Genomic DNA, 21,699 nt, shown 5'->3' with positions numbered 1-21,699 from the left:
ATTGTTCTGCGAAAGCCGTGCCAGCCTCCTTTTAGTCTTTGTGCTCTTCCGTTTCCAGCCCCAAACGTCTCATCCAGTTGCCCAGCGTCTGATGGTTAGCAAATCCCAACAACTTGGCTGTGGAGCTCTTTCGGTGGCCCGATTGTCCGAGCGCTCGATCGATATAGTGACGTGATATTTCGTCTAAAAGCCCTTGTAAATCAAACCCTTGCGTTATGGGGCGTCCCAGGACGTTTTCACTTTGCCTCTGGATTTGAAGCAACGTTGACTGTATATCCTCGGCCTGAATCTCTGCGCTGGTAGACCAGATTGAAGCACGCAAGAGTGAATGATAGAGTTCGCGAATATTTCCGGGCCAAGCGTGAGAGATGAGAAGTTTTCTTGCGTTTTCGGAAATATTTTTCTCCTGCACTTCCGGTTTTCCGCGTGAGTCTGCATTTATCTGATCAAGAAAGACATCTATAAGCAAGTCAACGTCTTCGCTTCGTTCGCGCAAGGGTGGCAAGCGAAGAATGCCGACTGCAAGTCGGTGAAAAAGGTCTTCACGGAAGCGCCCCGCAGCGACGTCAGCAGCTAAATCACGATGGGTACCTTTGTAGTCGCTCTTTTCTTCGAGCCAAGTACAAAATTTTGCACTCCGCTCATGCGCATAATTGGTCAACAGGCAGACGCGGTCGTAGCGCATATTTCCAAGTAAGGCAGTCGCAATCGGACCCAAGCCCGCGGTAGCTTCTTCGGATGCAAGTTGATCAGCATTGCCAATCCAAGAAATGAGCCACTGTTTATTTGTCACGTGTCGATCATAAGCAAATTGGCGCTAACGTAAGAAAACTTGCAGCACCCGGAATTCGCATCAACTTCGAGTGACCAAAGTAGGGGCTGAATTACTGATTGCCTAGTGTGGGACGCAACGAGAGGCTTTTAGATTGGTTTTACCAGTGGCACACCAGATTGTTGCCACCAACCGGAAGCTGACCACTCGGGGGTCAGATTTCGAGGGAAATCAACACCCCGTTGTTTGAATCGGAAGATTCCATGGGTTGAGAGTCGTCTCACGATACCAACTCACTGAGAGGTCGTTAGCAGGATGGCTCCGCATATTGTGTACGCAGACACACAGTCGTCACCGAAGTTTCCAAATAACCTATGGGCGATCACTCACCAGCGCTTGTTAGGTTTTTCTTCCGGTGGAGGTTGAAAAGGGGACTTTGTACCCCGATCTATATTTCGCGGTTTCTGGAAGTAGCCATAGAAATTACGAGCACTGAGACGTGGCTTCATTCTCAATTAGTTCAATTGAATCAATGAGTTATGTGCAAAATAGGCCGCAACAAGAGTTCAAAACTTCGTGAAAAAAGTTCAAAACCTTCCGAAAATCGACAGGCGTCATGTCCCGCTATCCACTTTTATGTATTGGGGGCATTGAACTTCTTTATTAGCACTCGATCACAGAGAGTGCTAATATTGACATCAAGACACAAGGAGTTCGGGTATGTCATACCAAATTGGACCTTCCACCGCAGCCGTAGCACTGGCCAACCCCTGGTCGGTTGTGCCATCGCTGGGGAACTTGGACGCCTATATCTCGGCGGCCAACCGCCTGCCCATGCTGACGCTCGAAGAAGAGCAGGCTTTTGCACGCAAGTTCAAGACTGACAACGATGTTGAGGCTGCCGGTAAGTTAGTGCTCTCTCACTTGCGACTGGTGGTGTCCGTATCCCGCCAGTACCTGGGTTACGGCCTGCCCCACGGCGACCTGATCCAGGAAGGCAATGTGGGCCTGATGAAGGCCGTCAAACGCTTCGACCCCGACCAGGGCGTGCGTTTGGTCAGTTATGCGCTGCACTGGATCAAGGCCGAAATCCACGAATACATCCTGAAGAACTGGCGCATGGTCAAAGTGGCGACCACCAAGGCCCAGCGCAAGCTATTCTTCAACCTGCGGTCCATGAAGCAGCGCTTCAAAAGTGAAGACGCCGCGGCCGACCTGGGTACCCACCGCGACACGCTGAACCCCGAGCAGATCGATGCCATGGCGCGTGAACTCAAGGTCAAGCCTGAAGAGGTCATCGAAATGGAAACCCGCATGTCGGGTGGCGACGTGTTGCTGGACCCCTCTCCATCAGACGACGGTGAGGATGCCTTTGGCCCCATTGCCTACCTGACCGATACCAACCACGAGCCTGTTGCCATGATCGAGGCGCACCAGCGCGACGTGCTGGCCACGGACGGCATTGCCGCAGCCCTGGAAGGCCTGGACGCCCGCAGCCGCCGCATCGTGGAAGAGCGTTGGCTCAAGGTCAACGACGACAACTCGGGTGGCATGACCTTGCACGAACTGGCCGCCGAGTACGGCGTCAGCGCCGAGCGCATCCGCCAGATTGAAGTGGCCGCCATGAAGAAGATGAAGACCACCTTGGCCGCGTACGCCTGATCCCCAGACGCATTCGACAAAACACCCCTGAAGGGCATTGCCCCCAGGGGTGTTTTTTTGCCTCGATGTTTGGCCACACGCTGCGGACCTGTCTGTGCGATGTACTACACAGCGTAAATAGACCTGACGATCTGCACAGTTGCGAGACAAGCCGATGCATTGGCGCTACCATGCCTCCCATGTGGTAATGGTCACCGCCCCATGCAACGACTCAAAACGTACATCGTCGAAGATAGCCCCGTCATACGCGACAGTCTGATTGCCGCGCTGGAGGAAATGACCCCCATTGAGGTGGTTGGTGTGGCGGAGGACGAAGCCAGCGCCGTGCACTGGCTGACCGAATCGAACAATGCAGCAGACCTGGTCATCGTCGATATTTTCCTGAAACGGGGCTCCGGCCTGGGCGTGTTGCGGGCCGCGGACCGTACACAGCCTTCCCGTACTTTGGTGGTTTTGAGCAACCATGCAACGCCCGAAATACGCCGCAAATGCACCGAGCTCGGTGCTCGCAAGGTCTTCGACAAATCCAATGAGCTGGATGCGCTGATGCTGTATTGCGAGCGCCTGGCCAGCGGCGAGGCAGGCAACAGCGTGCGCGGCGAACTCAACTGAATGCCTCTACTGGATCAACCCGTTTTTCAGCGCGTAATAGGTCAGGTCGCTATTGGATGCCAGGCCTAGCTTCTCCATGATGCGTGCACGGTATGTACTCACGGTCTTGATGCTGAGCGACATGTGTTCGGCAATATTGCCCACCGCCTCACCCGCCGCAAGCCGCAAAAACACCTGCAGTTCGCGTTGCGACAAATTTTGATGCGGCGGCTTCTCCAAACTTCCACCACCTGCCAGCGTGTCCGCCAGCAGCTCGGCAACCGAGGGGCTGATGTATTTGCGGCCGCGCGACACGGTGCGGATGGCGCTCACAATATGCTCGGGATCACAGTCCTTTCCCAGGTACCCGCTGGCCCCTTGCTGCAACAAAGCAGTGGCGTAATGCGCCTCCGGCAGGGCACTAAATATCAGCACCGGCAGCTCGGGCGCGCGCGCGCGGATGGCCACAAGGGCTTCGACACCCCCCTGCTCGCCCATGGAGAGGTCCATCACCAAAACATCAATCCCGCCGTCGCGCACCAGATCCAGGGCCTGCCGCCCGTTGGCCGCTTCAGCCACCACGTCCAGGTCGTCATGGTCGGCAAAAAACTGCCGCAGACCCGCGCGCACGATGGCATGGTCGTCAACGATGGCTATCCGGATCATGGTGTTTCGTGCGCTCCCGTATTCGGTTTTTTTGCATTCTAGGCCAGCCCATGCACACCCATTTACCCACTGTTGTGAAGCGAAATCCGTTGGCTATTTTGCTGCTGGTGCTCGCCTCTATTGCCATGGTGCTGATCTCCGAAGACTCCAACCAGCGCGCCGCCGTCCTGGTGCAGCGGCTGGGCGCCATTGCGGACAACCGGCTTCATTTGTACGACCTCACCAAAGGCGCGCTGGACGCGGAGTCGGGCCAGCGGGGCTACTTGTTGACGGGCCAGGAGGAATACCTGGTGCCCTACCGTGCGGCGCTGCAAAACATTGCCGCAGCCTTCGAAAAGTTGGACGCCGCGTACAGCCAGGAGCCGCAGTCGGCCGCGCTGCTGAAGAAGTTGCGCACCCTGACCGAGACCAAGTTGTCGGAACTCGCCATCACGGTACAAATGGTAAAAGAGGGCAAGCGCCAGTCCGGCAAGGACTTCACACTCAGCGGCATAGGCCAGGAGTACATGGACGCCATCCGCACAACGGGAGCCGACCTACTGAACGTGGAAACCCGTCGTCTGCAGAAGAGCCAGCAAGAGGTTTCGGACATCCTGCTCTTCAGCCGGTTGGGGGTTGCTTTGCTGGCGGTCATCAGCCTATTCTTGGTGCTGCTGAACATGCGGCACAACCAGGCCTTGAAGGCCCAGCAGGACATGCACCAGAAGGCGATGTTGGCCGAACAGGAGCATCTGCAACGTGAAGTGATACGGCGCACCCTGCAACTGGTCGAATTGAACAACCACTTGCAAACCGCGCGAGAGGACGAGCGCCACCGCATTGCCCGCGATCTGCATGACGAGTTGGGCGCGCTGTTAACCGCCGCCAAGCTGGATGTGGCCCGCATCAAATCGCGATTGGGTTCGACCGCGCCCGAGGCCCAGGAGCGGCTGCAGCATCTGGTGGAGACCCTCAATGCTGGCATTGCAATGAAGCGCCGCATCATCGAAGACCTGTGGCCATCTGCCCTGGCCAATCTGGGACTGGTCGCTGCGCTGGAGATTCTGGGGCGCGAGTTTTCCAAGAGTGCGGGTATTCCGGTGCACTGCACCCTGCAGGCGGTGCATCTGACGCCCAACGCGGAGCTGGTGGTCTACCGCCTGGTGCAAGAGGCCACCACCAATATCGCCAAGTACGCCAGGGCCAGCAACGTATGGCTCAGCCTCGCAAGCGTGCAGGGTGAAGTGGAAGTGACGGTCCGTGACGATGGCATAGGGTTTGATACCCAGCAGATTGGCAACAAGGCCCACGGCCTGCTGGGCATGCGGTTCCGGGTGGAGGCCGAAGCCGGGGGTTTGGAACTCATTTCCAGCCCCGGCAAAGGCACGCTGGTGCGTGCCCGGCTGCCAGAATCTCAGGTTGATGCCGAGGTTTGACCCCCACGCGGGGGCGCAGCCTCAGGCCGCAAGTGCCATCGGCAGGAGCCGTTGGTATTCTTTCTTGGCACCGGCATAACACTCACAGGTCCGCTGCTCCAGGCGCTCACGGTCCAGCACCACAATGTGACCGCGTCGGTAACGGATCAAACCGGCTTCCTGCAACTTGTGGGCAGCCACGGTGACTCCCTCACGCCGTACCCCCAACAGGTTCGCGGCCAACTCATGCGTCATGTCCAGCTCGTCGGTTGGCAAGCGATCCAGACCCAAGAGCAGGCGGCGGCACAGCTGTTGGTCGATGGAGTGGTAGCGGTTGCACACCGCCGTCTGGGCCATTTGCCCCAGCACCGCCTGGGCGTAACGCATGACAACTTTCATGACGCCGCAGGATTGCTCGATCTCTGCTTTCACAAACTGCGCACTGATGCGGTAGGCGCGCCCGGCGCTTTGCACCACCGCGTCTGTAGCAGCCGCATCTGCACCCAACAGTGAAGAGATGCCCACCACACCGTCATTGCCCACCAGCGCCACCTCGGCGGTCGCGCCCTCCAAGGTCATGGACATCAGGGACACAATCGCGGTCGTCGGAAAGTACACGTATTCCGGTGCCCGGCCTGCGGCATAAAGAATCTGGTTCAGCGACAACTCGACCAGTTCAAGGCGGCCCTGCCAACGGTCCATGTCGTCTTGCGGTAGCGCAACCAGTAAATGGTTTTGCTGGGTAGCGCAAGGGTTTTGGTAACTTGCCGTCATGGAGTCTCCTTCAAAAAGTTGAGGCCCCATGTTCTCCAATTGGTGCACGTTTCGGTATCAGCGAAAACCGCGTTTGCCTGTCAGCCTTGTCCTACACGCCCCGCCCGCTCACTTCAGCAGCTGGCGAATGTCCTCCGTCAGGGGTTTGGGCCCGCTTCCGTAACGGGTAAACAGACGTAGCCGGCCCTGGGTGTCGTACACATAACTGCCCGCCGAATGGTCCATGCTGTAGCTGGTGGGGGTTTTGCCCTCGACCTTCTTGAAGTAGATCTTGTAGTCCTTGGCCAGTGCAGTCAGCTTGTCGGGTGTGGCGCGCAGGGCCACAAAGCTGGGGTCGAAGTTGCCCATATAGGCCTTGAGCAGCTCGGGCGTGTCGCGCTCCGGGTCTACCGTGATGAAGATGCCTTGCAGACGTTCACCGTCTGTGCCCAGCGCCTTTTTCACGTCAGCCAGTTCGGTCATGGTGGTAGGGCAGACATCGGGGCACTGCGTGTAACCAAAGAACAGCACCACCACTTTGCCAGCGAAGTCTTTCAGCGTGCGCACCTGCCCGTTGTGGTCGGTCAGCTCGAATCCCTTGGCGTAATCGGCACCGGTGACATCAATGGACGAAAACACCGGCTGCTGGGGAGTACATGCGCCAAATATGCCGATAGCCCCCGCGAATACTGCATATATTGCTATTGATTTGATAGTATTTGGATTCATACCGGCAAGGCCTCACAAGAGATAGTGGTCCAACAACAGCGCCGCAAACAACACACTCAGGTGTATCAGCGAAAAGCGAAAGGTCTTGCGCGCCAGTGCGTCCGAGTAGTCGCGCCACAGCCACCAGGCGTACAAACAAAACCCGAAACCCAGGACCACGGCCGCCGCCAGGTAGAGCCAACTGCTCATGCCATAGACAAAGGGCAGCAGGCAGGCGGCGAACAACACAAAGGTGTAGAGCAGAATCTGCAGCCGTGTGAACTCGCTGCCGTGGGTCACGGGCAGCATCGGCAGGCCGGACTTGCGGTAGTCTTCCACGCGGTACAGGGCCAGCGCCCAGAAGTGGGGTGGCGTCCACAGGAAGATGATCAGGAACAAAATCATCGCCTCCGGCCCCACGTCACCGGTCATGGCCGCCCAGCCCAGCACCGGTGGCATGGCGCCCGAGGCACCACCGATCACAATGTTCTGCGGCGTCAGCGGTTTCAGGATCACGGTGTAGATGACGGCATAACCAACAAAGGTGGCAAAGGTCAGCCACATGGTCAGTGGGTTGACCCACACGTACAGCAGCACCGATCCGGCCACACACAAAATGGCGGAGAACAGCAGCGTCTGCGTGTTGCTCAGCTCACCGCGGGCGGTCGGGCGCCAGGCGGTGCGCTTCATCTTGGCGTCAATGCCCTGCTCCACGATGCAGTTAAAGGCCGCCGCCGCGGCGGCAACCAGCCAGATGCCCAGGCAGGCGATGGCAGCCAGGCCGACCTGCGGCCAGGTTGGCGCACCGGGCACGGCCAGCACCATGCCAATCAGCGCACAAAACACAATCAGCTGGATGACCCGGGGTTTGGTCAATGCATAAAACTGCCGAAACACCGACGGGGTGGGCAGGGAGGTGGTGTCGGTGGTCATGCGCGCAGTCCGGATGGGTGGGGGGCTCCGCTGGCTACAGCGGACGGTTGGGAAATATTGCGGTGGGTTGCCACCAGCAGCCAGACGAGCACCACCACCAGCGCACCGCCGCCACCGGTGTGCAACACGGCAGCGGCCAGTGGCCAATCCAGCACCACGTTGCTCAAGCCGGTGGCCAATTGCAGGGCCAGCAAGGCACCCAGGGCGCGTCCGTGCTGTCGCAGTGCGGGAACGCCAAAGACCCGCCAGGCCAGCCCTGCCAACAGGGTCAAGGTCACAAACGCCAGCAGGCGGTGTGTGAAATGGATGGCGGTGAGCGCCTGGAAACTGATATGGGAGCCGTCTTGCAGATAACCCAGCGGACGCCAGATCTCAAAGCCCTGGTCAAAATCCATCTGTGGCCACCAACTGCCCTGGCAGGTGGGGAATTCCGTACAGGCCAGCACTGCGTAGTTGGTGCTGACCCAGGCACCCGAGGCGGCTTGCACGGCCAACAGCAGCAGGGCCAGTGCCGTCCAGGTGCGCAGACTGGTAGGCACTGCAGCCTTGGGCGCTGGCAGGTGGCGCTGGCCTAACAGGGTCGCTTGTACCGTGAGCAGACCCAGCAGGATGTAACCCCCCAACAGGTGCAGCGTGACGATGGCGGGAAACAGCTTCATGGTCACCGTCAGCGCGCCAAAGCCCCTTGTATGCAAAACCCAGACCGCCGTGGCTATGGCCCACCAGGGGCTTATGGCAGGCAGGCCCTCATGCGGTTTGCGCTGTGACCAGGCCATGCCTGCCAGCACCAGGGTCAGAACACCCACTCCGGTAGCCAGGTAGCGGTGCACCATCTCGATCCAGGCCTTGCCCTGCGTGACCGGGCCTGTGGGCATGGCCTGCTGGGCCGCCGTGATAGCGCCATGGGCGCCCAGTGGGCTGGCACTGCCGTAACAACCGGGCCAATCCGGGCAGCCCAGACCACTGTCGGTCAGTCGGGTAAAGGCTCCAAACAACACCAGGTCAAACGTCAGGAACAACGTGACCAGTGCCAAGGCATGGGCGCGGCCCAAGGGGCTGCTGCGCCGGGTGCGCAGGTAGACCATGAGCAGGGGCCCGGACGCCAACAGCGCGCCTATCAGCATCAGGCGCAAAGCGGGCGAAAGATCGTACAACGCAGATTGCATGGTTTATTCTGCCGGCGCCTTTTAGCGGCCGGCCTTGTCCCAGTGCACGGCAGCACGTAGCAGGCGATCCAGGTCGCGTTTGACCTTGGCGGCGTCCTGGGCATCCAGCTTGGCTGGAAAACGCATCATCCAGTTACCTAGTGGATCGACCAGGTACAAGTGGTCTTCCAGCGCATGGCCTTCCTGGGGCGACAACCACTTCGCCAATTCGGTGGGCGGCACACTCAGGGTGCTTGCCTCTTTCAGTGCGGGCATCAGGGCGTCGGATACGGGCGCGGCATCGTTGACCAGCCACACCCAATCCAGCCGCTCCTTTTCCTTGCCAAGTCCTTCACGCAGTTGGCGTTGCAGGTACAGGTGGCGCGCGCAGGTTTCGGTACAGGCACCCGACGCAACGCTGACCAGCAGCCACTGGCCCTTGAGATCCGCCAGGTTGAGAGCCTTGCCATCCAGCGTTTGGGCCGCCAGGTTTGGCAACGCCCGCTGGGGTTGCACCAACTCACCAAAGTTGCGACGGCCCTCGGGCCGGAACACGTAATAGGTCAGGTAGGAGGCAATCACCGGTGATGCACAAACCAACAGAACCGCCAACATTTTCAGGCGACCCATGCGGGTGCGGCTGGCAAGCTGCACTTCCGCATCCAAGGGCTCTGGCAAGTTGTGAACGGTCAGACCCAAGGGCTGATCATGCTGGGAGGGTGCGCTAGACATCGGGAGTAAGGTCCTTTGGACGGCCAATAAAACGTCGAATAATTTGAAACCACAGGTACAACAGGCTGAACAGGGCCGCCATGCCAAACCACTGGGCGGCGTAACCGTAGTTCTTTTCGATGCCCAGATTCACCACGGGCCAGTCGCGCAACAAACCTTCGGGGCTGTCGCCAGTTTGCTGCAAAGTGAGCGGCAACAGTTTCAAACCGGTCTCCACACTGAATTGTGGCAGGGCCAGATTTTGCCGGATTGCGCCGACAGTCGGGGCGCCAAGGGCATACAGGTCTGAGGGTGGCAAAGCCATACGGCCCTCGATTTCCACCGTACCTGCCGCGGTGGCGATCTGGGGCACGCGGGTGCGGTCGTCCAGACCCCGCGGTACCCAACCCCGCTGGACCACCAGCGCATCCCGCCCACCCTCCAGAATAAAAGGCATGACCACCACAAAACCGACCCGGCCCGCCATGGGCCGGTTTTCGAGAAACACCATGGTGTTAGGCGGCGCCCAATGCCCGCGCAGTCGGGCGCGCTGGTGCAGCACTTCCGTGGGGTCACTTGCAGCCAACAGGCTGAATGCAGTTAATGGCGGTTTGGCGCCTTGTGTGTCCATGGATGCCTGGCGTGCCTGCTTTTGCGCGGCACGCGACAATTGCCAAAAGCCGAGACTGGCCGTTGTGCCCACCGCCAGCACGGTGGCTACGGTGATCAGCACAAACTTCAGACGGGTGTTCACGGGATAATCCTGCCCATGACATACCTTGTAATCTTCGCCTTTGTGGCCATTCTTGCCAGCCTGGGTGTGGCCCTGTTCTTCATGATGCGGGGCGGGCGCAGTGGCACCAACGCGTCGCAAAAAATGGCACGTGCACTGGCGGCTCGGGTTGGGTTTTCCATTGTGTTGTTCGTGTGTGTTCTGCTTGCCTGGAAGCTGGGTTACATCCAACCCACCGGCTTCCGACCAGGGCAGTAAACCAAAAAGGCACCGCAAGCGGTGCCTTTTTTTAATGCCGTGTGTCCAGCGGAATCAGAGCCAGTACACCAGGATATACAGGCCCAACCACACCACGTCCACAAAGTGCCAATACCAGGCGGCACCTTCAAAACCGAAGTGGCGCTCCGGTGTGAAATGGCCCTTTTGCAAACGCAGGGTAATGAACAACAGCATCAGCATACCGACCAACACGTGGAAACCGTGGAAACCGGTCAGCATGTAGAACGTGGAACCGAAGATGCCCGAGCTCAGCTTGAGGTTGTAGGCAGAGTAGGCATGGTAGTACTCATAACCCTGAACGCCCAGGAAGGTCACGCCCAGCAGCACGGTGATCCACATGAAGGCAATGGTCTTGCTGCGGTTGCCAGCCACCAGTGCATGGTGGGCGATGGTCAACGTAACGCCCGATGTCAACAGCAATGCGGTATTGATGGTGGGCAACCAGAAGGGGCCCATGGTGGTGAAGGGCTCAACAATACCGGCGGGAGAAGCGGTGGCGCCGGCTGCCATGCTGGGCCACACGGCCTTGAAGTCGGGCCACAGAATGGCGTTGTTCAGGCTGCCCAGTTCAGGAACCGAATGGGCCCGCGCCCACCACAGTGCGGTGAAAAACGCGCCGAAGAACATCACCTCGGAGAAGATGAACCATGTCATGCTCCAACGGTAAGAGATGTCGATCTTGTGACCATATTGGCCGCCCTGGCTTTCGGCCACCGCATCGCGGAACCACTGGTACAGCACAAACAACCAGCCCACCATACCGGCGGCCAACGAGTATTTGCCCCAATCAGCACCATTGATCCATTGGCCTGCGCCCAGGATGACAAAGAACAGGCCCAGAGCAGCCATCGCGGGGTGGCGCGACGGACCAGGGACAAAGTAGTACGGTGTTGCGCCGTGTGTTGATGAACTCATTTCTTTCTCCTATTCCAATCTTTCGGGGGACAGTTTCTGCCGGCCTGCGGCTGCCAACTGTCCCGCACGTTATTTACGTTGCAACGACCCAATTCACCAAGCTGATCAAGCCCACGATCAACAGCAGCACGCCCACCAGGGCGACCACCAGCACATGCAAGGGGTTAACCTTGCTCAGATCATCCTGGTACCCGCTTTTGCTGCGTATACCCAAAAAAGACCAGGCGACCAGCTTGATGCTGCGCCACACGGAGGGCGGCGCATCGGTATTGACCGTTGCCTTGACCATCACGACTGGCCCTCACCCGCAACTGCGGGCGGCGCCACCGCAACCGGTGCTGCAGGCGTTTTGCCACCAACCTCAAAAAACGTGTAGGACAAGGTAATCGTCGTCACGTCTTTGGACAGCTTGGGATCGATATAAAACACCACAGGCCAGGACTTCTTTTCACCCGGCTCCAGCGTGTACTGGTTGAAGCAAAAACACTCCAGCTTGTTGAAATGCGCGGTCGCCTGCTGCGGCGCATAACTGGGGATGGCCTGCGCGGCCATGCGCCGGTTTTGCGTGTTCTGGAACTCGTACACCACAGTGGTCAGTTCGCCAGGGTGTACCTGCAACGAGCGCTGCGCGGGCTTGAACTCCCACGGTCCGCGGCTGTTGGCATCAAACTCAACCGTGATGGTGCGGCTTGTATCCACCTGGGTATTGGCGGGGACACCCGGCTTTGCGCCCGGTATCGCCTGCTCACCCAGGGCGAGGATGTTGATACCCGTCATCTCGCAAATGGCCTTGTACATGGGGACCAGCGCATAACCGAATGCGAACATGCCGACGGCTATCACCGCCAGCTTGCGCACCATCCGGAGATTTTCACGCTGCAAAAACATGCTTTAGCCGCCCAACAAAACCATTCGAACCATGAAGCCTACAAAAAACAGCACCGCAATGGACGCCAGAATCAATCCGGTCCGTGTATTGGCTTTCTTCTGCTCAGGCGTGGTCATGATCAGCCAACAATTTTGGTAGCGGTGACATCCAGCTTGGGAGGCGTCTCAAAGGTGTGGAAAGGCGCAGGTGATGGCACTTCCCACTCCAGGCCTTCTGCAGCTTCCCAAGGCTTCTGGGGCGCAACTTCACCCTTGCCACGCATGGCGGGGATGATGATGGCCAGGAAGAAGTAGACCTGTGCAAAACCGAAGAAGAAACCACCAATCGACGCAACCATGTTGAAGTCGGCAAACTGCATGGGGTAGTCGGCATAACGGCGGGGCATACCAGCCAGACCCAGGAAGTGCATAGGGAAGAAGGTCACGTTGAACGCGATCAGCGACCACCAGAAGTGGATCTTGCCGCGCGTCTCGGAGTACATCACACCGGTCCACTTGGGCAGCCAGTAGTACACGCCGGAGAACATCGCAAACAGCGAACCCGCCACCAGCACATAGTGGAAGTGGGCCACGATGTAATAGGTGTCCTGCAGCTGGATGTCGATAGGTGCAACAGCCGGGATCAGGCCGGTGAAGCCACCCATGGTGAACACGAAGAGGAAACCGACTGCGAACAGCATGGGTGTCTCAAAGGTCATCGAACCCTGCCACATGGTGGCGATCCAGTTGAAGATCTTCACGGCGGTGGGTACGGCGATCAGCATGGTCGCGTACATGAAGAACAGCTGACCTGTCACCGGCATGCCGGTGGTGAACATGTGGTGAGCCCACACGATGAAGGACAGGATGGCAATCGACGATGTGGCGTACACCATGGAGGCGTAACCGAACAGCTTCTTGCGCGAGAACGCAGGGATCACCTGGCTGACGATTCCGAAGGCCGGCAAGATCATGATGTAGACCTCGGGGTGGCCGAAGAACCAGAAGATGTGCTGGTACATCACGGGGTCACCGCCGCCGGCGGGGTTGAAGAAGCTGGTGCCAAAGTGGCGGTCGGTCAGCGTCATGGTGATGGCGCCAGCCAACACGGGCATCACAGCGATCAGCAGGTAGGCCGTGATCAGCCAGGTCCAGCAGAACATCGGCATCTTCATCAGGGTCATGCCAGGGGCGCGCATATTCAGGATGGTGACGATGATGTTGATTGAACCCATGATGGACGAAGCACCCAGGATGTGCATGGCAAAAATACCAGCGTCCATGGAGGGGCCCATTTGCAGGGTCAAGGGTGCGTACAGCGTCCAGCCGGCAGCGGGTGCGCCGCCAGGCATGAAGAAGGAGCCGACCAGCATCACACCGGCGGGCACCATCAGCCAGAAGCTGAAGTTGTTCATGCGGGCAAAAGCCATGTCACCCGCGCCAATTTGCAGCGGGATCATCCAGTTCGCAAAACCGACGAAGGCCGGCATGATGGCGCCGAACACCATGATCAAGCCGTGCATGGTGGTCAGGGAGTTGAAAAACTCGGGCTGCATCAACTGCAGGCCGGGCTGGAACAACTCGGCACGGATCAGCAGCGCCAGAACGCCGCCGATCATCAACATGGTGAAGGCAAACAGCAAATACAGCGTGCCGATGTCCTTGTGGTTGGTCGCGTAGACCCAACGACGCCAGCCCGCAGGGGCGTGGTGGTCATGGGCGTGGTCGTGGTGGTCTAGAACGGCACTCATCCTGGTTTCCTTCTCAATTCACTAATTTCGGTCAATGGACGGGGTCTGGCAGCGCTTATTTGCGCTGGGCCAGCACGTCCGCCGGTTGCACGACCTGACCGGTCTTGTTGGACCAGTTGTTCTTGGTGTAGGTGATCACGGCAGCAATATCGGTGTCGCTCAGCGACTTCCAGGCTGGCATGGCACCATTGTTCTGGCCGTTCAGCATGACGGCGATTTGTTTGGTCTTGTCGGCATCCAGCACCACCGCCGAGCCGTCGACCGGCTTGATGGGGCCAGCGCCCTTGCCGTTGGCCTGGTGGCAAGCGACGCAGTTGGCGGCGTAGACCTTCTCACCACGCTTGGCCAAGTCTGCGAGCTCCCAGACCTTGGAAGGATCATCCGCTTTGGCGGCCAGCTTCTTCATTTCGCCAGCGACCCACTTGGAGTAGTCTTCTGCGGACAACACCTTCACATGGATAGGCATGTAGGCGTGTTCCTTGCCGCACAACTCCTGGCATTGGCCATAGAAGTCGCCGGTTTTTTCGGCGCGGAACCAGGTGTCGCGCACAAAACCGGGGATGGCGTCCTGCTTGATACCAAAGGATGGCACCGCAAAAGCGTGGATCACGTCGTTGGCCGTGGTGATGATGCGGATCTTGCGGTCCACAGGCACCACCAGAGGGTTATCCACCTTCAACAGGTAGTCATCCGGTGCGACTTCGCCTTGTTTGGGGCCGCCGTTGTCCGACATGATGCGGTGGGAGTTGTCCAGCGTGGACAGGAAGCTGATGCCTTCACCTTCGCCGCGCAGGTAGTCATAACCCCATTTCCACTGCATGCCAGTGGCCTTGATTGTCAGGTCGGCATTGGTGGTGTCTTTCATGGCAACCACGACCTTGGTCGCTGGCAGGGCCATCAGAATCACGATGATGAAGGGAATGATGGTCCATATCACTTCCACCAGCACAGACTCATGGAAGGTGGCAGCCTTGTGGCCCTGGGACTTGCGGTGCTTCCAGATGGAATAAAACATCACCGAAAACACGCCCACAAAGATGATGCTGCACACAATCAGCATAAACCAGTGCAACCAGGCCTGCTCTTTGGCAATCACAGTAACCGCAGGGTGCAGGTTCAACTGGTTAACTGCTGGGCCGCCAGGCAGGTCATTGACCGCATGCGCCAGGCTGAAGGCTGCAGTACCGGCCCATGCGCTTGCCGCGAGGAGCAGTGAAGCCGATTTATTGAAAATGCTCTTCATCTTGGTCATTTCTTCGTCGAATCAGATTAAACAGTGCCAAAACCTGGCCCCGCCCATGCAAAAAGTCACGGGCAGACAGGAAGGGCAAGAACGCGGTTTGTCTATTATTGTAGCCCACCAACCCTCTGAGAATTGGGGTCTTAGACCCGTGTCAAGCCCCGAAGTCAACCCGAAGCGCCATTTCTGCGGCCTTGGCGCAGGGCTTCACGCATGGCATCCAGCGACACCGCGGTCTCGCTCGCCACCGTCAGACGGGGCGGCGCCTTGAAAGCGTGGCCGTAGACGATTTCAAAGGTCAGGCGCAGCTGGCCGTCGCCGTCGGTCTGGGCCAACTGTCCCAGTTGCGCCAGCAGTTGCGCATGCCAGGCCCGGCCGCGCAAGGCCCCAAACCGCTGCGGGTGCAGGTTGCGGCCCAGCTCGCGCAACTCCACCAACAATCGCTCAGGCGTTGCAAAGCTCAGCGTGATGCGTTCCATGTCCATCACCGGCTCTGAGAACCCGGCGTGCACCAGCATGTCGCCCCAGTCGTGCATATCGGTAAAAGCATGCGAGGCCGGCGGCCAGCCCTGGGCCGCATACAGGGCGCGAATTTCGCGCAGCGTGTCAGGCCCCAGGCAGGAGAACATCAAAAAACCTTTGGGCTGCAGCAGGCGGTGCCACTCGGCTATCAAGGCCTGTGGGTCGGCCGCCATGTGCAGCGCCATATTGGCCCATACCATTTGGGCAGGCTGTTCGGGCAGGCCGAAATGCAGAGCCGGGCCAGTCCAGCGGGACGGACTCCACCAGGCAGGTGTTATCAATTTGCTAGCGGCCTGTACATGTTCTGCCCGGGCTAGCGCCACAAAGCACTGGGACTTGGGGTAACGGGCAGCCAGCAGCGCCTGGGCCTGCAAGCCACCTTGCAGCGGCTCCCAGTGCACCCAGCTTTCGGGCTGCAGAGTCATCCACTGCAGACGGTCTTCCATGCGGCGCGCCACTTCTTCATGCAACCACGGGGATGCGCTGGGCAGCCTGGCAGCCCAGCGGGCGGCTGCTACGGGCGCAATGGTGGGTGGCAAATCGGAAGGCTGGGCTGGCATGGGGCGAAGGTGGCGTGGGAGCCAAGACGAACGGGCGGCCCGAGTATATTGGTTCGGTGTTGCGAAAACTGTTTCAAGGTCTCTCCAGGCACCTGCCCAGCCAGTGCGCGGTCTGCCATGCCTGGCCTGCCCACAGTGTGTGCGAGGCCTGCGTGGCCGCGTTTGCCCAACCGGTGGCCCGCTGCACCACCTGCGCCCTGCCCGTTGCACCCGGCGTACACCAGTGCGGCGCCTGCATGCTGAACCCGCCACCGCTGGATGCCTGCCTAGCCGCCCTGCCCTATGCCTACCCCTGGTCCACCCTGGTGGCCGACTTCAAATTCCACCAGCACCCGGGCTGGGCCAGTAGTTTTGCCGCACTGCTGCGTGCCGCGCCATGGGTAGAACCCGCAATCGATGCCGCCGATCTGTTGATACCGATGCCATTGTCCAAAGAGCGGCTGCGTGAACGCGGTTACAACCAGGCCCATGTGTTGGCCCGCGCATTGGATGCTCCCAAGGTCGCACACGGCGTGTTGCTGCGGGTGCGGGACACACCACCGCAGCGCACCCTGCCCCGCAGCGAACGCCTGCGCGCTGTCAAGGATGCATTCGCCATCGACCCGCTGCAGGTCCACAGGGTGCAAGGCAAACACGTGGTCTTGCTGGACGATGTGATGACCAGCGGCGCATCGTTACACGCCGCGGCACGCGTGGTGCGGCAGGCCGGGGCGGCGCACACTACGGCCCTGGTGCTGGCTCGCACCGAGTAGCCGCACACAGTCACTATTATTTACATAGCAACTCAATGAGCAAGGACGGGGGCTAGAGGCCGATTTCATTAGAAGCGACAATACCAAGCCTATGTTCCATATCGTCCTCGTCGAACCCGAAATCCCGCCCAACACGGGCAACGTCATCCGCCTGGCGGCCAATACGGGCTGCACGCTGCACCTGATCGAGCCCCTGGGTTTCTCGATGGACGACAAACACATGCGCCGCGCCGGGCTGGACTACCACGAGTACGCCACGCTGAAGGTGCACGCCAGCTGGCAGGCTTTTATGGACGCCGAACAACCGGCGATGGACCGCCTGTTTGCGCTGACCACCAAGGGCACGGGCCAAGTCTTCGAGACTGCCTTCCAGCCCGGTGACTGGCTGGTGTTTGGCGCCGAGACACGGGGTCTGTCAGACGCGGTGCGTGCCCACTTTGCGCCGCCGCAATGTCTGAAACTGCCCATGGTGGCGGGCCAGCGCAGCCTCAATTTATCAAACGCCGTAGCGGTGACGGTGTTCGAGGCCTGGCGGCAAAACGGATTTGCGGCTGGTTAAGTCGCGTCAGGGGTAATGCCGCGCAATCGACTCGGCTACACACACCGGCTTGCTCGCACCTTCGCGCTCGGTCGTGACCTCCCAGGTCATCTGCATACCGTTATTGTCGATAGGATCGCAGGCCAATAACTTCATGCGCGCGCGCAGGCGGCTGCCCACCGGCACGGGCGACACAAAACGCACCTTGTTCAGCCCGTAGTTGACGCCCATGCGCGTCTCGGCGATGCGTAGCGAAGACTCAAAGAAGCGCGGCAGCAGCGACAGCGTCAAAAAACCATGTGCAATCGGCGCACCAAAGGGGCCCGCCTTGGCCCGCTCCACGTCCACGTGGATCCACTGGTGGTCTCCGGTGGCTTCGGCAAACAGGTTGACCTGTTCCTGGGTGATAGTGATCCAGTCGCTGACGACGACTTCTTGCCCGATCAGGGCCGGCATTTCTGCCAGGGTTTGGATGGTTTTCATGCGCCCACTGTAGGGCCAGCCGCTCACTCTAGCTGTCAAGCCAGCGACAAAGATCCTGCCACTGCTCCAGGTCCTTGGCGACCCGGCCCGGCGCCACGTCAAACAGCGTCAGGCCACGGGCCGCCAAGTGGATGTAGTTTTGGGTGTCGCGCAGATAACCGACCACCGGCGCGCCGACCTTGTCGACAAACTCGTGCAGGTGGTCGGCCGCGATGGTGCGGCCATCCACCCGCATGCCGACCAGCGCAATCTGCGTCTTGCTGGCGTGTTTGCTTTGGATCAGTTCGTCCAGAAAGGCGCGGGTGGCAAAAATATCGAACACGCTGGGTTGCAGCGGTACCACGATGCGGTCGGCCATCTTGACGACTTCGTTCAGGCGTTTGCCGTGCAGGCCGGCTGGCGTGTCCAGCACCACGTGGGTGGTGCCTTTGGGGGGTTTGGCGATGGCGTCGGCGTCGATCTCCCAACTGGTGATGGGCCGGGCGGCCGAGGGGCGCAGGCCCAGCCAGAGTTTGGAGGAGAGCTGGCGGTCTACATCACCCAGCATCACCGCATGCCCGCGTGATGCGTAGTAGCCGGCAATATTGGTAGACAACGTGGACTTGCCGACGCCGCCTTTGGGATTGGCTACAACGATGATGGGCATGCTTATTCCTCTCGAAGTAATGCTATGTTAGCGCCATGGAACCACATTTACCCTCCTGGCTGATCAACAGCTTTATCTACCTCAGCGCCGCCGTCATCGTGGTGCCCCTCAGCCGGGCCCTGGGCCTGGGCTCCATCATTGGCTACCTGGCAGCCGGCATTGCCATTGGTCCCTGGGGGCTGGGCCTGGTCACCAATGTGCAGGATATTCTGCATTTCGCCGAGTTCGGCGTCGTGCTGATGCTGTTCCTGGTGGGGCTGGAACTGGAGCCCAAGCGCCTGTGGAGTCTGCGCCGCCCCATTTTTGGCTGGGGCAGCGCCCAGATGGCGGGCTGCGCCGCAGGGATCTTTGTACTGGCATGGGCCTGCGGCGTGTCCACACCCATCGCCGTGGTGGCGGCCCTGGGGTTGGCGCTGTCCAGCACGGCCATTGCGCTGCAGGTCATGGGTGAACGCAACCTGTTGCCCACCGGCAGCGGCCAGGCGGGTTTTTCCATTCTGCTGTTCCAGGACGTGGCGGCCATTCCGATTTTGGCCCTGCTGCCGCTGCTGGCCGGGTCGCTTGAGCCAAATCAGGCTGTAGCCCCCGTGGAACGGATTTATGAAGCTATCAAAATAATAGCAGTCATCGCCGGTATCGTGGTTGGTGGCCGACTCCTGCTGCGCCCGCTGTTGCGCTGGATTGCCCGCAGCAAGACGCCCGAGATCTTCACCGCCGCCTCGCTCTTGCTGGTGGTGGGCATTGCCGCGCTGATGCAGATCGTCGGCCTGTCCATGGCGCTGGGCGCCTTTTTGGCCGGTGTGCTGCTGGCCGAGAGCGAATACCGGCGCGAGCTGGAGACCAACATCGAACCCTTCAAGGGCCTGTTGCTGGGCCTGTTTTTCATCGCCGTGGGCATGGGCGTGGACTTGGGCGTGTTACGCGACGCCCCGCTGCAGATGGCCGCCGTGGTGGTGGGTTTTCTGGCCGTCAAAGGTGTGGTCATTTTCACGATTGCCCGGCTGATGAAATTGCCATTCCAGGAGCGGCCGGTGTTCACCCTGCTGCTGGCCCAGGGTGGCGAATTTGCGTTTGTGGTGTTCCAGGCCGCGGCGGGTGCCAATGTGCTGCCGGCGCAGACCGCATCGCTGCTGGTGGCCGCGGTGGCCGTGTCCATGCTGGTCAGCCCGCTGCTGCTGGTCGCCATCGACAAGTTGTTGTTGCCCCGTTATGCCAACTGCGGCGTACCGGTCATGGAGGAAATCTCAGAACAGCAGGAGGCTCCGATTCTGGTGGCCGGTTTCGGCCGCTACGGGCAGATCGTGTCGCGTGTGTTGCTGGCCCAGGGCCAGTCCTGCACGGTGCTGGACCACGATGCCGAGATGATCGAGGCCGCCCGCAACTTTGGTTACCGCGTGTTTTATGGCGATGCCACCCGGCTGGACCTGCTGCGCACCGCCGGTGCAGCCAAGGCCAAGGTGTTGGTGGTGGCTGTGGACGACGTAACGCAATCGCTGGCAATTGTGGACCTGGCGCGTGAACATTTTCCGCAGCTGCAGATCGTGGCCCGTGCCCGCGACGTGACACACTGGAACCAGTTACGCGACCGTGATGTGATGCTGGTGCAGCGTGAACTGTTTGAATCCAGCCTGCTCAGCGCCAAGAGTGTGCTGGAGCTGCTGGGCCAGGCACCCGAGGCCGCACAGGCCACCGTGCAGGTGTTCCGCCAACACAACCTGGAGCTGTTTGAGAAGTTGCACCCCCACTACAAGGACAACGCCAAGCTGATCTCGGTGGTCAAGCAGGGGCGCCAGCAACTGGAAGAACAAATGGCCAAGGAACGTGCCGAGCAGCAGACGGCCCGGCGCGCCTAACCCGCTCGCCGCAGGCCCGGATTACTGCGGTGGCGGGGGTGGTGGGGGCGGGTAAGCACCCGGTGGCGGTGGTGGGTAGTAAGGCTGGGGCGCTGGCTGCTGTTGCGCCTGCGGCACATAGACCACGCGAGGAGCCTGGCGGTAGTGGCTCTGGGCCGGCTGGTTGTTCTTGGACACCATGCACTGCTGGTAGGCGATGTCGTAGCGGTGTTGGGCGCTGCGGCCCTCTTCTGCACTGGTACCGGCACCAATGGCAGAACCCATCATTAGGCCGGTCGCAGCACCCGCGCCGGTATTGTTGTATCGCCGGGTGCTGGTGGCAGAACCTACGGCGGCGCCGATCAGGGTCCCCACAATGGCAGCACCCACCGCACGCTCGTTGCTGCTGTCGGTACTGCCAATGGACTGCTGTGCATAGCTGCGGCAGTACTGGTCTTCCTGGGCAAACAGCTCCAGCGGTTTCCCGGGTGTGGGCATGATGGCAACGCGCGGGCCTTGCGGGGCCGTGGCGCAACCGGCCAAGGCCACCACACACAGCGTCGCAATGGACAGGTTCATTCGGCTCAGGGATGTCTTCATTGGGATGCTCCAGAAGGGGTGGCGGGCACGGTTTTCCAGCCACTAGGGCAAGAGGCCACGTAAGGATAATAGCCACCGGCCGCATCGCAGTAGTACCAGAACTGCTGAACGGGCGGTGCGGCAACAGGTGGCTCGATCGGCTGCACCTGCACAGGCGCCGGTGCGGGAATCTGCACCACGACGGGCGCTTGTTCTATCAGTATGGGTGGGCGGTAGGGGTCAGGGTAAGGGTAAACGGGCTTGGGGTAGAAATACCAGGCACCGTCCGCCACCCACCACCAGCCATTGCGGCCACCGTGCCAGCCATGCCGCCAGGCGCCTGAGCGCCAACGGTGGTGGTCGTGGCGGTCAAAGTGGCGGATATCGCCATGCCAGCCCCGGTGGTCGTGGCCGCGGTGCTGCGCCATTGCCACCAGAGGGGCTGCCATCAGCAAGGCAGCAACTGCCAAAGTACCCGCTGCCAAAACTTTCATACGTTCACCTTTTGAATCCATCCCCAAAAAAATGGTTTGCAGGTCTGCAAGAGCCCCATTAACGCACCAGTTTGCGCACTGGCTGACGGCCACGGCCATCTTTACTAAGACTTCACAGCCCCGAAACAGTTCCCGCAAGCAGGCCGCAATGCCGGTGCGGCGCACATGCTAAG

Annotated in this window: 26 protein-coding genes; 7 read left to right on the top strand and 19 right to left on the bottom strand. The window is 60.0% G+C overall.

The genetic code is table 11. The features are described from left to right. Positions 1-31: 31 nt before the first annotated feature. Positions 32-793, bottom strand: a complete 762-nt coding sequence (locus tag HZ993_RS19735; RefSeq protein ID WP_209394410.1) for a hypothetical protein — start codon at positions 791-793, stop codon at positions 32-34. A gap of 699 nt (positions 794-1,492) precedes the next feature. Here HZ993_RS19735 and rpoH point away from each other — a divergent pair. Together rpoH and HZ993_RS19725 are read left to right on the top strand one after the other, a co-directional pair. Next, positions 1,493-2,434 (top strand): RNA polymerase sigma factor RpoH, encoded by a 942-nt coding sequence (rpoH, locus tag HZ993_RS19730; protein ID WP_209394409.1) that lies wholly within the window; start codon positions 1,493-1,495, stop codon positions 2,432-2,434. Between the two features lie 201 nt (positions 2,435-2,635). Beyond that, positions 2,636-3,046, top strand: a complete 411-nt coding sequence (locus HZ993_RS19725) for a response regulator transcription factor (RefSeq protein ID WP_209394408.1) — start codon at positions 2,636-2,638, stop codon at positions 3,044-3,046. Positions 3,047-3,052: 6 nt separating this feature from the next. Here HZ993_RS19725 and HZ993_RS19720 read toward each other — a convergent pair whose 3' ends face one another. Then, positions 3,053-3,691, bottom strand: coding sequence for a response regulator transcription factor (locus tag HZ993_RS19720; RefSeq protein ID WP_209394407.1), 639 nt, complete (start codon positions 3,689-3,691; stop codon positions 3,053-3,055). A 50-nt stretch (positions 3,692-3,741) separates the two neighbouring features. Between HZ993_RS19720 and HZ993_RS19715 the strand changes: the two genes are divergently transcribed. Beyond that, complete coding sequence (locus HZ993_RS19715) at positions 3,742-5,106, top strand: CHASE3 domain-containing protein (protein ID WP_209394406.1); 1,365 nt, start codon at positions 3,742-3,744, stop codon at positions 5,104-5,106. Positions 5,107-5,127: 21 nt separating this feature from the next. Here the strand turns inward: HZ993_RS19715 and HZ993_RS19710 are convergent, their stop codons facing one another. The 6 genes from HZ993_RS19710 to HZ993_RS19685 form a co-directional block, all read right to left on the bottom strand. Further along, complete coding sequence (locus HZ993_RS19710) at positions 5,128-5,859, bottom strand: Crp/Fnr family transcriptional regulator (RefSeq protein ID WP_209394405.1); 732 nt, start codon at positions 5,857-5,859, stop codon at positions 5,128-5,130. Positions 5,860-5,967: 108 nt separating this feature from the next. Further along, on the bottom strand, positions 5,968-6,567 hold the full coding sequence (locus HZ993_RS19705) for an SCO family protein (protein ID WP_209394404.1): 600 nt from the start codon (positions 6,565-6,567) through the stop codon (positions 5,968-5,970). Between the two features lie 12 nt (positions 6,568-6,579). Beyond that, the gene (gene cyoE / locus HZ993_RS19700) at positions 6,580-7,479 is read right to left on the bottom strand and encodes a heme o synthase (protein ID WP_209394403.1); all 900 of its coding nucleotides are present in this window, start codon (positions 7,477-7,479) and stop codon (positions 6,580-6,582) included. Continuing rightward, positions 7,476-8,645 (bottom strand): heme A synthase, encoded by a 1,170-nt coding sequence (locus tag HZ993_RS19695; RefSeq protein WP_209394402.1) that lies wholly within the window; start codon positions 8,643-8,645, stop codon positions 7,476-7,478. Before HZ993_RS19695 ends, cyoE begins: the two co-directional genes overlap by 4 nt. 21 nt (positions 8,646-8,666) lie before the next feature. Continuing rightward, positions 8,667-9,356 carry a hypothetical protein gene (locus HZ993_RS19690; protein WP_209394401.1) on the bottom strand — a complete coding sequence of 230 codons (690 nt, stop codon included), beginning with the start codon at positions 9,354-9,356 and terminating at the stop codon, positions 8,667-8,669. Next, a complete protein-coding gene (locus HZ993_RS19685) occupies positions 9,349-10,089 on the bottom strand; it encodes an SURF1 family protein (RefSeq protein WP_245213702.1) in 741 nt (246 codons plus the stop codon). Before HZ993_RS19685 ends, HZ993_RS19690 begins: the two co-directional genes overlap by 8 nt. 15 nt (positions 10,090-10,104) lie before the next feature. Here HZ993_RS19685 and HZ993_RS19680 point away from each other — a divergent pair, with 15 nt between their 5' ends. Then, positions 10,105-10,326: a twin transmembrane helix small protein gene (locus HZ993_RS19680; RefSeq protein ID WP_209394400.1), complete on the top strand. Its 222-nt coding sequence runs from the start codon at positions 10,105-10,107 to the stop codon at positions 10,324-10,326. Positions 10,327-10,380: 54 nt separating this feature from the next. On the opposite strand, the gene HZ993_RS19675 is transcribed toward HZ993_RS19680, so the two are convergent. The 7 genes from HZ993_RS19675 to HZ993_RS19645 all read right to left on the bottom strand — a co-directional run bounded on the left by HZ993_RS19675 (position 10,381) and on the right by HZ993_RS19645 (position 16,202). After that, positions 10,381-11,262, bottom strand: coding sequence for a cytochrome c oxidase subunit 3 (locus HZ993_RS19675; RefSeq protein ID WP_209394399.1), 882 nt, complete (start codon positions 11,260-11,262; stop codon positions 10,381-10,383). 73 nt (positions 11,263-11,335) lie between these two features. Beyond that, positions 11,336-11,551 carry a DUF2970 domain-containing protein gene (locus HZ993_RS19670; protein WP_209394398.1) on the bottom strand — a complete coding sequence of 72 codons (216 nt, stop codon included), beginning with the start codon at positions 11,549-11,551 and terminating at the stop codon, positions 11,336-11,338. Beyond that, entirely contained in the window at positions 11,551-12,150 is a 600-nt protein-coding gene (locus HZ993_RS19665) for a cytochrome c oxidase assembly protein (protein WP_209394397.1), read from the bottom strand. Before HZ993_RS19665 ends, HZ993_RS19670 begins: the two co-directional genes overlap by 1 nt. A gap of 3 nt (positions 12,151-12,153) precedes the next feature. Then, positions 12,154-12,267: a cytochrome oxidase small assembly protein gene (locus HZ993_RS19660; protein WP_209394396.1), complete on the bottom strand. Its 114-nt coding sequence runs from the start codon at positions 12,265-12,267 to the stop codon at positions 12,154-12,156. Positions 12,268-12,269: 2 nt separating this feature from the next. Continuing rightward, positions 12,270-13,880 (bottom strand): cytochrome c oxidase subunit I, encoded by a 1,611-nt coding sequence (ctaD, locus tag HZ993_RS19655; protein ID WP_209394395.1) that lies wholly within the window; start codon positions 13,878-13,880, stop codon positions 12,270-12,272. A gap of 55 nt (positions 13,881-13,935) precedes the next feature. Then, complete coding sequence (coxB, locus tag HZ993_RS19650; RefSeq protein ID WP_209394394.1) at positions 13,936-15,123, bottom strand: cytochrome c oxidase subunit II; 1,188 nt, start codon at positions 15,121-15,123, stop codon at positions 13,936-13,938. A 164-nt stretch (positions 15,124-15,287) separates the two neighbouring features. Next, positions 15,288-16,202: a methyltransferase domain-containing protein gene (locus HZ993_RS19645; protein ID WP_209394393.1), complete on the bottom strand. Its 915-nt coding sequence runs from the start codon at positions 16,200-16,202 to the stop codon at positions 15,288-15,290. A gap of 56 nt (positions 16,203-16,258) precedes the next feature. Between HZ993_RS19645 and HZ993_RS19640 the strand changes: the two genes are divergently transcribed. Continuing rightward, the gene (locus HZ993_RS19640; RefSeq protein ID WP_371816945.1) at positions 16,259-16,954 is read left to right on the top strand and encodes a phosphoribosyltransferase family protein; all 696 of its coding nucleotides are present in this window, start codon (positions 16,259-16,261) and stop codon (positions 16,952-16,954) included. Positions 16,955-17,045: 91 nt separating this feature from the next. Further along, positions 17,046-17,513, top strand: a complete 468-nt coding sequence (trmL, locus tag HZ993_RS19635) for a tRNA (uridine(34)/cytosine(34)/5-carboxymethylaminomethyluridine(34)-2'-O)-methyltransferase TrmL (protein WP_209394392.1) — start codon at positions 17,046-17,048, stop codon at positions 17,511-17,513. Between the two features lie 6 nt (positions 17,514-17,519). On the opposite strand, the gene HZ993_RS19630 is transcribed toward trmL, so the two are convergent. Together HZ993_RS19630 and HZ993_RS19625 are read right to left on the bottom strand one after the other, a co-directional pair. Then, positions 17,520-17,975, bottom strand: a complete 456-nt coding sequence (locus tag HZ993_RS19630; RefSeq protein ID WP_209394391.1) for a MaoC family dehydratase — start codon at positions 17,973-17,975, stop codon at positions 17,520-17,522. A gap of 28 nt (positions 17,976-18,003) precedes the next feature. Further along, complete coding sequence (locus tag HZ993_RS19625; RefSeq protein ID WP_209394390.1) at positions 18,004-18,621, bottom strand: ParA family protein; 618 nt, start codon at positions 18,619-18,621, stop codon at positions 18,004-18,006. Positions 18,622-18,656: 35 nt separating this feature from the next. Between HZ993_RS19625 and kefC the strand changes: the two genes are divergently transcribed. Next, positions 18,657-20,474 (top strand): glutathione-regulated potassium-efflux system protein KefC, encoded by a 1,818-nt coding sequence (gene kefC, locus HZ993_RS19620; RefSeq protein WP_209394389.1) that lies wholly within the window; start codon positions 18,657-18,659, stop codon positions 20,472-20,474. 21 nt (positions 20,475-20,495) lie between these two features. Here the strand turns inward: kefC and HZ993_RS19615 are convergent, their stop codons facing one another. Beyond that, positions 20,496-21,053, bottom strand: a complete 558-nt coding sequence (locus tag HZ993_RS19615) for a hypothetical protein (protein ID WP_209394388.1) — start codon at positions 21,051-21,053, stop codon at positions 20,496-20,498. After that, on the bottom strand, positions 21,050-21,526 hold the full coding sequence (locus HZ993_RS19610; RefSeq protein ID WP_245213700.1) for a hypothetical protein: 477 nt from the start codon (positions 21,524-21,526) through the stop codon (positions 21,050-21,052). Before HZ993_RS19610 ends, HZ993_RS19615 begins: the two co-directional genes overlap by 4 nt. Positions 21,527-21,699: the final 173 nt, after the last annotated feature.

Source organism: Rhodoferax sp. AJA081-3, from assembly GCF_017798165.1.
Classification (GTDB): domain Bacteria; phylum Pseudomonadota; class Gammaproteobacteria; order Burkholderiales; family Burkholderiaceae_C; genus Allorhodoferax.
The sequence above is the reverse complement of the archived record's forward strand: the minus strand, read 5'-3'. Positions and strand labels throughout refer to the sequence as shown.